General features: G+C 73.2%; 13 protein-coding genes. 4 read left to right on the top strand and 9 right to left on the bottom strand.

All coding sequences use genetic code 11. The features are described from left to right. The first annotated feature begins 2 nt into the window (after positions 1-2). Positions 3-776, top strand: coding sequence for a fumarylacetoacetate hydrolase family protein (locus tag ACLBYE_RS08480; RefSeq protein ID WP_447693823.1), 774 nt, complete (start codon positions 3-5; stop codon positions 774-776). Positions 777-889: 113 nt separating this feature from the next. Then, entirely contained in the window at positions 890-3,562 is a 2,673-nt protein-coding gene (locus tag ACLBYE_RS08475; RefSeq protein ID WP_447693822.1) for an MGH1-like glycoside hydrolase domain-containing protein, read from the top strand. Between the two features lie 40 nt (positions 3,563-3,602). Here the strand turns inward: ACLBYE_RS08475 and ACLBYE_RS08470 are convergent, their stop codons facing one another. Next, positions 3,603-4,010, bottom strand: coding sequence for a MucR family transcriptional regulator (locus ACLBYE_RS08470; RefSeq protein ID WP_026604910.1), 408 nt, complete (start codon positions 4,008-4,010; stop codon positions 3,603-3,605). Positions 4,011-4,313: 303 nt separating this feature from the next. Here ACLBYE_RS08470 and ACLBYE_RS08465 point away from each other — a divergent pair, with 303 nt between their 5' ends. Beyond that, on the top strand, positions 4,314-5,411 hold the full coding sequence (locus ACLBYE_RS08465) for an NAD(P)/FAD-dependent oxidoreductase (RefSeq protein ID WP_447693821.1): 1,098 nt from the start codon (positions 4,314-4,316) through the stop codon (positions 5,409-5,411). A gap of 4 nt (positions 5,412-5,415) precedes the next feature. Here the strand turns inward: ACLBYE_RS08465 and ACLBYE_RS08460 are convergent, their stop codons facing one another. The 7 genes from ACLBYE_RS08460 to ACLBYE_RS08430 all read right to left on the bottom strand — a co-directional run bounded on the left by ACLBYE_RS08460 (position 5,416) and on the right by ACLBYE_RS08430 (position 10,778). Then, entirely contained in the window at positions 5,416-6,132 is a 717-nt protein-coding gene (locus tag ACLBYE_RS08460) for an LrgB family protein (protein WP_056533157.1), read from the bottom strand. Positions 6,133-6,135: 3 nt separating this feature from the next. Further along, entirely contained in the window at positions 6,136-6,540 is a 405-nt protein-coding gene (locus ACLBYE_RS08455) for a CidA/LrgA family protein (protein WP_447693820.1), read from the bottom strand. 15 nt (positions 6,541-6,555) lie between these two features. Continuing rightward, on the bottom strand, positions 6,556-7,017 hold the full coding sequence (locus ACLBYE_RS08450; protein ID WP_020093031.1) for a tellurite resistance TerB family protein: 462 nt from the start codon (positions 7,015-7,017) through the stop codon (positions 6,556-6,558). Between the two features lie 113 nt (positions 7,018-7,130). Then, positions 7,131-7,922 (bottom strand): DJ-1/PfpI family protein, encoded by a 792-nt coding sequence (locus ACLBYE_RS08445; protein WP_447693819.1) that lies wholly within the window; start codon positions 7,920-7,922, stop codon positions 7,131-7,133. Positions 7,923-7,938: 16 nt separating this feature from the next. Beyond that, positions 7,939-8,622, bottom strand: a complete 684-nt coding sequence (tenA, locus tag ACLBYE_RS08440) for a thiaminase II (protein ID WP_447693818.1) — start codon at positions 8,620-8,622, stop codon at positions 7,939-7,941. A 3-nt stretch (positions 8,623-8,625) separates the two neighbouring features. Further along, positions 8,626-9,300 carry a response regulator gene (locus ACLBYE_RS08435; protein ID WP_012320334.1) on the bottom strand — a complete coding sequence of 225 codons (675 nt, stop codon included), beginning with the start codon at positions 9,298-9,300 and terminating at the stop codon, positions 8,626-8,628. After that, on the bottom strand, positions 9,297-10,778 hold the full coding sequence (locus tag ACLBYE_RS08430; protein WP_447693817.1) for an ATP-binding protein: 1,482 nt from the start codon (positions 10,776-10,778) through the stop codon (positions 9,297-9,299). The genes ACLBYE_RS08435 and ACLBYE_RS08430 overlap by 4 nt, the downstream gene beginning before the upstream one ends. A 288-nt stretch (positions 10,779-11,066) precedes the next feature. Between ACLBYE_RS08430 and ACLBYE_RS08425 the strand changes: the two genes are divergently transcribed. Beyond that, positions 11,067-11,993: a hypothetical protein gene (locus tag ACLBYE_RS08425; RefSeq protein WP_447693816.1), complete on the top strand. Its 927-nt coding sequence runs from the start codon at positions 11,067-11,069 to the stop codon at positions 11,991-11,993. A gap of 53 nt (positions 11,994-12,046) precedes the next feature. On the opposite strand, the gene ACLBYE_RS08420 is transcribed toward ACLBYE_RS08425, so the two are convergent. Next, positions 12,047-13,798 carry a DEAD/DEAH box helicase gene (locus tag ACLBYE_RS08420; protein ID WP_447693815.1) on the bottom strand — a complete coding sequence of 584 codons (1,752 nt, stop codon included), beginning with the start codon at positions 13,796-13,798 and terminating at the stop codon, positions 12,047-12,049. Positions 13,799-13,880 lie beyond the last annotated feature (82 nt).

The following is a 13,880-nucleotide window of genomic DNA, read 5'->3' as shown; positions in this document are numbered from 1 at the left end:
CGATCAGTCGACGCCGCGCGCTCGGGGCGGTCGCCGCCGGGGCCGCCGCGGGCCTCGGGCCCGCCGCGGCCGCCGAGGCGCGGCCGGCCCCGCTGTTCCCGCTGCCGCAGGCCACCATCCCGATCCTGGGCGAGGCGCAGGTCTTCCCGGTCCGCCGGATCTACTGCATCGGCCGGAACTACGCGGCCCACGCCCGCGAGATGGGCTCCGACCCGTCGCGCGAGCCGCCCTTCTTCTTCCAGAAGCCGGCGGATGCCGTGCAGGTCGTCGCGGGCGGCGTCGCCGACCATCCCTACCCGTCGCTGACCCAGAACTACCACCACGAGATCGAACTCGTCGCCGTGCTGAAGTCGGGCGGTCGCGACATCCCGGCCGCGCAGGCGCTCGACCACGTCTACGGCTACGCCACCGGCCTCGACATGACCCGCCGGGACCTCCAGCGCGGCATGGGCAACCAGAAGAAGCCCTGGGAGATCGGCAAGAGCTTCGATCAGTCCGCGCCGATCACGCCGATCCTGCCCGTCGCCCGGGTCGGGCATCCGGCGCGCGGCCGCATCCGGCTCGCCATGAACGGCACCGTGCGGCAGGACGCGGACCTGTCGGACATGATCTGGTCGGTCGCCGAGCAGATCGCCGAGCTGTCGCGGGCCTTCGAGCTGAAGGCGGGCGACATCGTCTTCTCGGGAACGCCCGAGAATGTCGGGCCGGTCGTCCGCGGGGACGTGCTCGCCGGCTCGATCGAGGGCCTGCCGGACCTGTCGATCCGCATCGTGTGATCGCGCGTCGTGTGATCCCCCGCGGCGATCCGGTCGCGGCGGGGCGTTGACTTTCCCTGCCGGCGTCGCGGCTTTATCCGGTACGGATCCGCGGGGGCAGGAGCAGCGCGCGTATGACCAAGCCCGACGGCGTGCCGCCGCACCTCTTCGAGACCGCCGAGGGCCGCCGTCTCGTCGAGGCCCGCTCCGATCCGGCGTGGCGCCGCTGGGGGCCGTACCTCAGCGACCGGCAATGGGGCACGGTGCGGGAGGATTACAGCCCGAAGGGCGACGCCTGGGACTACCTGCCCCACGACCACGCCCGGTCCCGCGCCTATCGCTGGGGCGAGGACGGGATCGGCGGCTTCGGCGACCGCCACCTGAACTGGTGCCTGTCCCTGGCGCTGTGGAACGGGCGCGACCCGATTTTGAAGGAGCGCCTCTTCGGCCTGACCAACCAGGAGGGCAACCACGGCGAGGACGTCAAGGAACTCTACTACTACCTCGACGGGGTCCCGACCCACGCTTTCATGCGGATGCTGTACAAGTACCCGCAGGCGGCCTTCCCGTACGGGCGCCTGGTCGAGGAGAACGCGCGGCGCGGCCTCGACGACCCGGAATTCGAGCTCCTCGACACGGGCCTGTTCGACGCGGGCCGCTACTTCGACGTCGAGATCGCCTACGCCAAGGCCGCCCCCGACGACATCCTGATGCGGGTGACCGCCACCAACCGCGGCCCGGACCCGGCCGCCCTGACGCTGCTGCCGCAGCTTTGGGCCCGCAACACGTGGTCTTGGAAGCAGGGCACTCCGAAGCCGGAACTGATGGCCGGGTCGGAGGGCTCGGTCTGGGCGCGCCACCCCGAGATGCCGACCTTCCGGTTCTTCGCCGAGGGCGCGGGCGACCTGCTGTTCACCGAGAACGAGACCAACACGCACCGGCTGTTCGGCAGCGGCCCCGCCGAGGGCTTCTACAAGGACGGGATCGACCGGTGCGTCGTGGGCGGCGACCGGGCCGCCGTCAACGCCCTGTCCGGCACCAAGTGCGCCGCCCGCTACGACCTGCATCTCGGCCCCGGCGAGACGCGGACCGTGCGCCTGCGCCTGCGCGCCGAGACCGCGCCGGGCGCGCCCTTCGCGGATTTCGACGCCGTCTTCGCCGCCCGCGAGGGGGAGGCCGACGATTTCTACGGGGCGCTCCAGGCGCCGATCGACGATCCCGAGATGCGGCTCGTGCAGCGGCAGGCGCTCGCCGGCATGCTCTGGTCGAAGCAGCTCTACCATTACGACGTGCGCGAGTGGCTCGCCGGCGACCCGGCGCAGCCCGCGCCGGCGCCGGAGCGGCGGCACGGCCGCAACAGCGACTGGTCGCATCTGCGCGCCAACGACATCATCTCGATGCCGGATGCCTGGGAGTACCCCTGGTTCGCGTCCTGGGACCTCGCCCTGCAGGCGATCGTGTTCGGGCTCATCGACCCGGACTTCGCCAAGAACCAGCTCCTACTGCTGGTCGACGAGGCCTACACCCACCCGAACGCCGCGCTGCCGGCCTACGAGTGGGGCTTCGGGGACGCCAACCCGCCGGTCCACGCGCTGGCCGCCTGGCGGGTGTTCGAGCTGGACCGGGCGCTCACCGGCAAACCGGACCACGCCTTCCTCAAGCGGATCTTCAACAAGCTCACCCTCAACTTCACGTGGTGGGTGAACCGGAAGGATTCGGACGACCGCAACCTGTTCCAGGGCGGCTTCCTCGGCCTCGACAACATCGGGATCTTCGACCGATCGAAGCCGGTGGGCGACGGCGCCACGCTGACCCAGTCCGACGCCACGGCCTGGATGGCGACCTACGCGCTGAACCTGATGCGGATCGCCATCGAGCTCGCCCTCGAGGATCCGACCTTCGAGGACATGGCGGAGAAATTCTTCGAGCACTTCCTCCTCATCGCGGGCGCCACGGGCGCGGGCGTGTGGGACGAGCCGGACGGCTTCTTCTACGACGTGATCGAGACGCGCGACGGGCAGCGCCTCCCGATCCGCGCCCGGACCATGGTCGGCCTGATCCCGATCTTCGCGGTCGCGGTGATCAACGAGTGCGACCTCGCGCGGCTGCCGTCCCTGCGCAGCCGGATGGTGTTCTTCCTCAAGAACCGCCCGGACCTCGCGACCCTGGTCTCGCGCTGGAACGAGCCCGGCGAGGGCCAGACGGCGCTGCTGTCGCTGCTGCGCGGGCACCGGCTGAAGGCCCTGCTCCACCGCGCCCTGGACCCGAACGAGTTCCTATCGGATTACGGGCTGCGCGCCGTGTCCCGCGTCTACGCGGACACGCCGTTCTGCTTCGCCTGGGACGGGCGGGACCTGGGGCTCGCCTACGAGCCGGCCGAGTCGCGCTCGCGGCTGTTCGGCGGCAACTCGAACTGGCGGGGACCGGTGTGGATGCCGGTCAACTACCTGCTCATCGCCGGGCTGAACCGCTTCCACGACTATTACGGCCCGGATTTCCGGGTCGAGGCGCCGACCGGGTCGGGCCGGACCTACGCGCTCCGGGAGATCGCCGCCCACCTGTCACGGCGGCTGATCAGCCTCTCGACCCGCCGGCCGGACGGGCGCAGGCCGGTCTACGGCGACAGCCGGATCGAGCAGGAGGATCCGCATTTCCGCGACCTCGTCCTGTTCTACGAGTACTACCACGGGGACAGCGGCCGCGGGGTCGGCGCGTCGCACCAGACCGGATGGTCCGGACTCGTGGCCCTGCTGATCCAGGAGGTGGCGACCGCCGGCGCCGAGGCGCAGAATCCGGGCTGGCCGTGAGGATCGGTCGCCGGCCTCGCGCGCCGGCGACCGATGCCCGTTACTCCGCGGCCTGCTGCATCCGCAGGCGCTGGCCCTCGCCGATCTGGCGGGAGATCGTCGAGCGGCGGGCGCTGTAGACCGCCGAGACCAGCGGGTAATCGACGGGCAGGCCCCACTTGGCCTTGTAGGCCTCGGGTGTGAGGCCGCGCATCGTCAGGTGACGCCGCAGGGCCTTGTAGGGCTTGCCGTCCTCGAAGCTGATGAGCGTGTCGGGCCGGATCGAGGCCCGGATCTGCGCCTCGGTCGGCCGCCGGACCTGCGGCTCCGCCGGCTGGTCCAGGGCGGTGATCGAGCGGTGTACCTCGGAGAGCAGGTCGGGCAGCGTTCCCGCCGGGACACTGTTGCGCGTGACGTAGGCGCTCAGGATCTTTGCGGCGAGTTCGACGCTCGGCGATGTCATCTGCATGGTCGTCACCTCGATTCTACGTGTTTCGGATGTGGCTCTCGTCGGTTTCCGTCGGGCTCTTCGCCGCCGACGGCCGGTGCATGTCCCTGAGACGTTCTCGGCCTCGGCCGGAGGCGGCGGATGGCCTCATTATGGGCCAGTCCGCCGTCGCTACAACCGAGCCGCGCATTTATCGCGCCGATATTTCTACTTAGGATTGAGATTTAGGGTCAACGACGAATCAACGGGCGCGTCGTTGTTCCGGCTCAAGTGCGGTATTGAGGACTCACCTGCCCAACCGGGCGCGTTGGAGAACGCGAAGACATGGAGGCCCTGGTCGTCGGAGCCGGCGTCGTCGGACTCGCCATCGGGCGGGCACTCGCGCTGCGCGGGCATGCCGTCATCGTGGCGGAAGCCGAGGACGCCTTCGGAACGGGGGTCTCCTCCCGCAGCTCGGAAGTGATCCACGCCGGCATGTACTACCCGGGCGGATCCGAGCGCGCGCACCACTGCGTCGAGGGCGCCCGGCGCTTATACAACTTTTGCGCGAGTCACGGCGTCCCGCATCGCGCGTGCGGCAAGCTGATCGTCGCCTCCGACGACGCGGAGGCCGAGAAGATCGCGGCGATCCGACGCCAGGGCGAGGCCAACGGCGTCCCGGGCCTCGAACTCCTCGACGGGCGCGCCGCCCGGCAGCTGGAGCCGAATCTCGCCTGCACGGTGGCGCTGCACTCGCCGCGCACCGGCGTCGTCGACAGCCACGCGCTGATGCTCGCCCTGCTCGGGGCGATCGAGGATCACGGCGGCGCGCTCGCCCTGCGCACCCCGGTCGAGGGCCTGACGCGGCGGGACGGGCAGTGGCAGGCCGCGTTCGGCGGCGCCGAGCCCGGCACGATGGCCTTCGACGCGGTGGTCAACGCCGCGAGCTTCGGCGCCCCGGCCCTGGCCGCCCGCACGGAGGGCTACCCGGCCGAGCGCGTCCCGACGCTGCGCCTCGCCCGCGGCAACTACTTCGGCTGCACCGGCAAGCCGGCCTTCTCGCGGCTGATCTACCCGGCGCCGCGGATCGACGGCGGCCTCGGCATTCACCTCACCCTCGACCTCGCCGGCCGCACCCGCTTCGGGCCCGACGTGGAGTGGGTCGACGGGTTCGACTACCGGGTCGATCCCGCGCGCGCCGAGGCCTTCTACGGCGCGATTCGGCGCTACTGGCCCGGCCTGCCCGACGGGGCGCTGTACCCGGACTACGCCGGCCTGCGGCCGAAGCTGACCGGGCCCGGCGAGGCGGCGGCCGACTTCCGGATCGACGGGCCGGCCGAGCACGGCCTGCCGGGGATCGTGCACCTGTTCGGGATCGAGAGCCCAGGCCTGACCTCCAGCCTCTCGCTCGCCGAGGCGGTGGCCGACCGGCTGGACGCCTGAGGCCTCAGAACAGCAGGTGCAGCGCCAGGGGCGCGAGGATCGCCGTCAGGAAGGCGTTGAGCCCCATGGCGATGCCCGCGAAGGTGCCGGCGACCTCGCTGACCTGGAAGGCGCGGGCCGTCCCGATGCCGTGGGCCGCGAGCCCGGCCGCGAAGCCGCGGGCGCGCATGTCGCGGATCCGGAGGAGGTTCATCATCGGCGTCACGAGGATCGCCCCGATGATGCCGGTGAGGATCACCAGGATGGCCGTGAGCGTCGGGTCGCCGCCGAGCGCCTCCGCGATGCCCATCGCGACGCCCGAGGTCACGGATTTCGGTGCCAGCGAGACGAGGATCGGCTGCGGGATGTCGAGGAGGCGCGCGAGGCCGATCACCACGGCGAGGGTGGTGGCCGAGCCGGCGGCGAGGGCCGCCAGCATCGGCGCGAGGGCGCGCAGGACGGTCGCCCGCCGCTCGTAGAGCGGCATCGCCAGCACCACGGTGGCGGGCCCGAGCAGGAAGTGGACGAACTGCGCGCCTTCGAAATAGGCCCCGTAGGGCGTGCCGGTGACGGCCAGGACCGCCCCGACCAGGACGACGGTGATGAGGACGGGGTTGGCGATCGGGTGCCGGCCGGTCACGGCGGCGATCCGGTCCGCCAGGACGTAGGCGGTCAGCGTCACCGTCAGCCACAGGAGCGGCGTCTTGGCGAGGTAGACCCAGAGCGAGAAGTCGCCGCCCACCCGTCAGGGCTCCCCGTCGGTCCCGCGCCGCTCGACCAGCGCGGCGACGGCGCGGAACACCAGGACGGTGACCAGCAGCGAAAGGGCGGTCGAGACGACCAGCACGAGGGCCAGCTTGGCGCCCTGCGCCCGCAGCAGGTCGAGGCGGCCGACGACGCCGACGCCCGCGGGGACGAACAGGAGCGACAGGTTCATCAGCAGCCCGCGCGCGGTCGTCTCGAGCGTCCCGTCGGTCAGCGGCTTCGGCAGCACGCGCGGCAGGCCGAGGCGGGCATTGTCGCGCAGCACCAGGAACGCGAACATCAGGCCCATGCCGATCACCGGCCCCGGGATCGGGACGCCCGCGCCCCGCGCGAGGGCTTCGCCCAGCAGCTGCGCGAGCAGGATCAGGGCCAGGCTGGCGATCATCGCGGGCGGCCGGGACTACGCGGCCGCGACGCCCTGCTGTCCGCTGCGGCGGGCCGCCGCGATGGCGGCCTCGTCGAAGCCGAGCAGGCGGCCGAGGCGCTCGACCAGCGCCTCCTCGAACTCGTCGACGTTGCCGTCCGCCGCCGCGACCGACCACGCCATGGTCAGCAACTCCTCGCGCTCGGACCGGTCGGCCTCGTGCGGGATCATCTCCACGAGGCTCGCCACGTCGCGCACCTCCGAATCCATGGCGGCGGCGCGCTCGATCAGCGCCCGCGCCGCGTCCGGACCGTCGGCGTAGTGGCCCTGCACGAGGCGCGAGAGGCGCTCGCTCTCGGCCGGCGCCAGGATGCCGTCGACGCGGGCGACGTGGACGAGGAGCGCGGTCGCCGCGAGATGCGTCTCGTCCACGGTCTCCTGCGTGCCGACGCCGAGAGCCTCGGCCGCGTAGGCGCGCAGGCGTGCGATCAGGGACATGGCGGCTCCGGGGGATCGTGCACCGCAACAGTTCGGGCCCCGGCGGCGCGCCGTCAAGCACGCCGCCGCACGTCGCGCCGGACCGTGGCCCGGTTGCATCGCCGGCGCGGCGCTCACCGGCGCGCTGCGGCCTCCGCCCCCGTCACCAGCGGCGCGAGGATCGCCTCGGCCGCCCGGACGGTTGCGGGCCCGGCCTCGGCGGGCGTGCCGGCGCGGAAGGGCGGCGCCGGGGCGTACTCGGCGACGAGCTGCGCGGTGCGGGCGTAGGAATCCCCGCGCAGGCGCGCGGCGAGCGCCAGCCCGAGATCGAGCCCCGCCGAGACCCCGGCCGCGGTGACGCGGTCGCGGTCGAAGACGACGCGCTCGGCCACCGGCCGGGCGCCCAGGAGCGGCAGCACCGCGTCGCGCACGCTCCAGTGCGACGTCGCGCGGTAGCCGCGCAGCAGGCCCGCCGCCCCGAGGATCAGCGACCCGGTGCAGACGCTGGCGATCCAGCCGGCCCGCGCGGCGCGGTCGCGCAGGAAGGCGAGGAGCGCGGCGTCACCCATCTGGGCGGGGGTGCCGTCGCCCCCGGGGACGAACAGGACGTCGAGATCCGCCGGGCAAGTCGCGAAGCCGTGGGTCGCCACCAGGACGAGGCCGGTGTCGCTCGTCACCGGCCCGGGCTCCGCGCCGACGAGGTGGAGGCTGCCGGGCGCGAGGCCGGCGAGGAAGGTCTGCGGCCCCACGAGATCGAGCGCGGTCAGGCCCGGATAGACCAGCATGGCGATCCGGACGGGCCGATCCGGCGGGATCGGCGCCGGCGCCCCGGCGGTTTCGGCCAGGGCCGGACGGAGCGGCGCGACCAGGGCGGCGGCGAGCGCGGCGGCGACGAGATCGCGGCGGCGGGCCTCCGGCGCGGTCACGGGCGCGCCGGGCGGATCACAGGGCCCAAGCCGCGTCGCGGTAGGCGCTGTCCCAGAACTGCCACTCGAGCCGGGTGGCCTGCGTGAACGCCCGGTGCATCCGCGCGCGCTCGGCCTCCGACGCGTCCCGCGCCGCGCGGTCCGTGGCGGCGATCATGGCCGCGACCGCCGCGGCGAAATCGTTGCCCGCGTAGGTGTCGATCCAGGCGCGGTACGGGTTGTCGGGCGCCGCGCGGGCGAAGATGTCGTCGCCGACCGCCTTGTAGATCCAGAAGCAGGGCAGCAGGGCCGCGCAGAGGACCGCGTAGGGCTCGGCGTAGGCGGTGGCCGTGAGGTAGCTGACGTAGTGGTCGCAGGCCGGCGTCAGGGGCGTGGCCGCGAAGGTCTCCGGCCCGATGCCGTAGTCGCGGAAGAAGCCACCGTGGAGGGCGCGCTCGACCACGATCGCCTCCTGCGCGGCGCGGGAGAACTGCACGATCGTGTCCGGATCCGGCGCCTTCGCGGCGGCGAGGCTCAGCGCCCGGCCGAAGCCGATCAGGTAGTGCGCGTCCTGCACGATGTAGTGCCGGAACCGGTCCTGCGGCAGCGTGCCGGCGGCGAGCTCGGCGTTGAACGGCATCGACCGGATGGTCTCGTAGGCGGCGGCGTTGCGCGCCCAGGCCTCCCGGGAGAAGGCGCCCTCAGGTCCGGGGGATGCCACGGCCTAGCCCTGCCGCTGCGCGTGGGTGACGGCGACGTGGATCAGCTCGGCGAGGGTGCGCACGCCGAGCTTCTGGCGCATCTGCGAGCAGGCGTTCGTCACGGTCTTGTAGCTGACCGACAGGTCGGCCGCGATGGCCCCGTAGGAGCGGCCCTGCGCGAGGCGCGCCAGGATCTGCTGCTCGCGGGGGGTCAGCTGCGATTCCGGCGCGCGGCGGGCGTCGGCGCGCAGCATCGCCACCTCGGTGGCGAGCCGCCGGTCGAGGTAGACCTCGCCGACGCGGACCTTGGCGAAGGCCTCGAACAGCTCGGCCGAGGCGTGGTCCTTGAGGACGTAGCCCAGCGCCCCCGCCTCAAGGGCGCGGGCGACGATCACCGGATCGTTGTGCATGCTGAAGACCAGGATGCGCGTCTCGGGCGCGACCGCCCGGATCCGCCGGATCAGGCCGAGCCCGGCCATGCCGCTGCCCTGGAAGGTCAGGTCGCAGATCACGACCGGCGGCCGGAGCCGGTGGAAGATCCGGTAGCCGCCGACGACCGTCGTCGCCTCCGCGATGGTCTCGACGCCGGAATCCTCCAGCACGCGTCGACAGCCCTGCAGGACGATGGGGTGATCATCGATGACGAGAACCGGCAGGCGCGTGGCGGCGGCGTCGATCTGGGATGCGATGGCGTTCATGCGCTCGGCGCGGTGTTGTTCTCGTCGCCCCGGTCAGGCGGAACGGGGATCGTGATCCGGACGATCGCCCCGGGGCCGGCATTGTCAAGGGCGAAGGTGCCGTCGAGGGCCTCCACGCGCTCGCGCATCCCCGACAGACCGAGGCCGGTGCCGTGTTCCGGCGGAATTCCGGTGCCATTGTCGCGGATGGTGAGGTCGATCCGGCCGCCGGTCTCGGCCGCCTCGGCCTCCACCCGGGTCGCGGCGCCGTGCCGCACGGCGTTGGTGGCGCTCTCCTGCACGCAGCGGAACACCGTGAGGTCCACGAGGTCACCGTAGCCCCGGGCCAGCCCGTCGAAGCGCCCGGAGAAGGTGATGCCGGGATGGCGCTGCCCGAAGCCGCGCAGGAGCAGGTCGAGGCAGGTCGCCAGGGGCGCCTGCCCGAGGCCGTGCGGCCGCAGGCGGTTCAGGAGCTCCCGGTTGACGGTCTGGACCTGCCCGACGATCGCGCTGATCTCGGCCGCCCGGGCGGCGAGCTTCTCGCGGCTCGGCTCGGCCGTGCCGGAGGCGATGCGGCCGATCGAGGCGGCGTTGGCCTCCAGGGCGAACAGGCACGGACCGAACTCGTCGTGCAGTTCCAGGGCCGTCCGGCGGCGCTCGTCGTCCTGCGCGGTCAGGAGCTGGCGGTTGAGGCGGCCGTTGGCGGCCCGGACCTCGCCCAGGGCCTCTGCGACCTTGTTGAACCGCTCGGCGATCACCGCCAACTCCCGGGCGCCGGGGGGCTCCAGGCGGGCGGTGTAGTCGTGGTGCTCGAGCTGGGTCAGGCCGGCGCCGAGCCGCCGCAGCGGCGCGAGGATCCGGCCCAGCGCGATGTAGAGGGCGATCAGCATCGCGGCGTTGATCGCCAGGGTGGTCAGCGAGAGCGCCCGGGCGTAGCCCCAGATCTCGTCGATCTCGTCCATCGGCTGCGTGGTGATCTGCGCCGTGCCGAGCCGCCGCCCGTTGACGACGATCGGAAGGGCGTGGCGCTCGATCGGCGGCATGATCAGGTCGGCGAACCAGCGCGGCGCCTCCCGGTCGGCGCGCGGCGGCGGCAGCGGCCTGCCGACCTCGTCGCCGTCCGCGTCGAGCACCGCGACCCGGACGTGCCGGAGGACCTTGAAGCGCAGGTCGAGGGTCTGGAGCAGCGTGTCGGGCGCGGCCGTGTCGGACAGGCGGATCGTGTCGGCCACCAGCGACTCGACGGTCGCGAGCGACGCGCGGGTCTCGACGCGCACGGCCGACCGGGCGTTCAGGACGATGACCGCGCAGGAGATCACGGCCGCGAAGGCGTCGATCAGCAGGACCACCGCGACGAGCCGCGCGCGGGTGGACCAAGCCGACCAGGGCCAGCGGCGGAGCCGGGGAGCGTCCGGCGTTTCGGCCGTCTCGGAACGCGGGGACAGGTTCGGGCGGGTATCCACGCGCTGACGCATAGCGACCGCGCCGGCGAAGTCCATGGCGCCCGCCGCGGAGGGGCGGCAGAGTGGCGACCCGGTCGTGCTCAGGCCGCCCCGCCCCCGGTGCCGCGGAGGGGGCGAACACCGATTCTTAAGCGGAGCGGCGTAATCTTGTGGATAGCCGCGCCAGGACTGGCTGGGCAGGCAATTCGGACCGACATCATTGCGCCGTATTGCAGCTCCTCTATCGCCACCAGAGTCGAACCACCTTCGAATCCTCGGAGTGTGGCGGCCGGTGAAGGGGAGCCCGGTCGCGCGCGGCGTGTATCGTGTCAGAGACCCCGGCCTATGATCGATCTCAACCTCGACCCGTCCGAGACCCGGCCTGACCGGATGCCGTCGGCCAAGCCCGGGCTGTCGCTGAACCTCAAGGTCGTGCTGTTCAGCGTGGTCGGCGCGGGCGCGCTGGTCGGCTTCGGCGTCGCCGCCTCGACGGTGATGGCCGGCCTCGCGGCGCCGACCCCCGTGAAGATCGTCGCGTCCCGGCAGGCCGCGGACTGGCCGGAGCTGAAGGACGGGCTGCCCGCCATCAAGGGCTCCGTCCAGGCGGCGGCCGCCCCGGCGCAGCCCGCCAAGCCGGAGACGCCGGCACTCAGGATGGTGTCGCTGCCGGAAGCCTTCGCGGCGATCACGCCCGCGCAGACGCCGCCCGCGCCCGCCGCCCCGCGGCCGGCGGCCCCGCAGCCCGCGAAGGTCGCCGCCGCCCCCGTCGCGCCGACGCAGCGCATCCCGGTTCCGACGCCCGTCACGCCGGTCGCGGCCGCGCGGGAAGTCGCGCCGCTGGCGCCGGTCCGCACGGCCGCGCTTCAGACGCCCCGCGCCTCCGAGACGGTCCGGGCCCGCGAGCTCGTCGAGCCGGCCGCGCCGAAGCCGGTGGCGGAGAGCACCGAGCGCGCGGAGAAGACCGAGCGTCCCGATAAGAAGGAGCGGGCCGAGAAGACGGAGCGCTCCGGGAAATCGGAGAGGACGGAGCGCGCCGAGAAGATCGAGCGCCCTGAGAAGCCCACGCCCAAGGCGGCGACCCGCCAAACGCCCGCGCCGACGCGGACCGCCGACAAGGCGAAGAGCGCCGCAGCGACCGTTGCCCAGGCGGAGCCCGCCGAGGCGGAGGACACCGAGGTGCTCGGCATCAAGCTCCCGTCCCTGGCACCGGCCGGGCGGAAGCTGAAGGAGAGCGTCGACGCCCTCGGCGACGCCGTCAAGAACGTCTTCTGATCCGCCGCGGCCGGCCCCGACCATGGGGCCGGACGGCTATCGCGGTCCGCCGCTCAGGCCCGGCCCGTCTGGCGCCCGGCTTTGTCGCCCTTCGGCCCGGTGCGCTCGGCCTTGCGCTGGTGCTTGCCGGCCCGCGGGCTCGCGAAACCCTTCGGCCCGGCGGGCGGGCCCCGGCGCTCGGCCGGCGCCCCATCGCCCGCGAGCGCCTCGACCTGGATCTCCGGCGAGCCGTTGCGGGCGAAGGATTCGGCGAAGCGCGCCGCCGCGTTGCCCCGCACCTCGAACTTGGTCTCGCGGTCGAAGATCCGGATGGCGCCGATCTCCTGGCGCCCGATCCCGCCCCGACGGGTCAGCATCGGCAGCAGCCGGCGCGGGTCGGCGTTGTCGCGGCGGCCGAGATTCAGCCGGAACCAGACCGCCGGGCCCATGGCGGCGATCCGCTCCGGGTCCATCGGGTCGTAGGGCGGCCGCTCGCCGCGGGGCACGCGGCCCTCGCCCGGATCGCTGACCTCCTCGGGGGCCGGCAGGCGGGTGCGGTACACGCGGGCCAGGAGCACGGCGAGTTCCTCGGGGCTCTTGCCGGCGAGCAGCGTCTCGGCCAGCGCGACGTCCTCCTCGGCCGGCGGCTCGGCGAAGAGCGGGTCGGAGAGCATGCGCTCGCCGTCGAGCCGGCGGATCTCGTCGGCCGAGGGCGGCCCCGACCATTCGGGACTCACCTTGGCGATGGCGAACATCTGCTCGGCCCGGCGCCGCCGGGAATTGGGGATCAGCAGCACCGAGGTGCCCTTGCGGCCGGCACGGCCGGTGCGGCCGCTGCGGTGCTGCATGACTTCGGCGTCGTGCGGGAGATCCGCGTGGATGACGAGGCTGAGCGACGGCAGGTCGATGCCGCGGGCGGCCACGTCGGTGGCGACGCAGACGCGGGCGCGGCCGTCGCGCAGGGCCTGGAGGGCGGCGTTGCGCTCGCCCTGCCCCAGCTCGCCCGAGAGCGCCACCACCGAGAAGCCCCGCTCGGTCAGGCTGGCCTGGAGGTGCCGGACGGCGTTGCGGGTGTTGCAGAAGACGATCGCGGTCTTGGCGTCCGCCTCGCGCAGGAGGTTGAGCACCACGTGCTCGGTTTCCCGCGGCATGATCCGCACCGCCCGGTAGGCGATGTCGGCGTGGCCCTTGGTCTCGCCCTTGATCGCGAGCCGGAGGGCTCCGCGCTGGTAGCGCTCAGCCAGCGTCTCGATCGCCTTCGGCAGCGTCGCGGAGAACAGGTAGGTGGCCCGCTCAGCGGGCGTCGCCGAGAGGATGAACTCGATGTCCTCGCGGAAGCCGAGATCGAGCATCTCGTCCGCCTCGTCGAGGACCACGGCGCGCAGCGCCGTCGGGTCGAGATTGCGGCGCTCGAGGTGGTCGCGCAGGCGGCCCGGCGTCCCCACCACGATGTGGGTGCCGTCCGCGAGCATCCGGCTCTCCCGGCGCGGATCCATGCCGCCGACGCAGGCCGCGACCCGGCCACCGGCCGGGCCGTAGAGCCAGGACAGCTCCCGCTGGACCTGCAGTGCGAGTTCCCGGGTCGGGGCGATCACGAGGGCGAGGGGCGCCGCCGGGGGCGGCAGATGCTCGGCCTCCCCGATCAGCATGCTGGCCATGGCGAGGCCGTAGGCCACGGTCTTGCCGGACCCGGTCTGGGCCGAGACGAGGAGGTCGCGGGAGCCGGCGGCGGCTTCCAGCACGGCGGCCTGGACCGGCGTCGGGTCGGCGTAGCCGCGGTCGCTCAGGGCCCGCGCGAGGGGGGCGGGCAGGGTCGGGAAAGGCAAGCTTCGGGAACTCTCAACGGCCGTGCCGCGCCCGGCAGCGCGCCATCGCGCGGCGGGGGAATCAGGCGCCGGACTTTATTCG

It is taken from the genome of Methylobacterium sp. A52T, from assembly GCF_053346095.1.
Note: the sequence above shows the minus strand (reverse complement) of the source record. Positions and strands in the feature narration are given on the sequence as shown.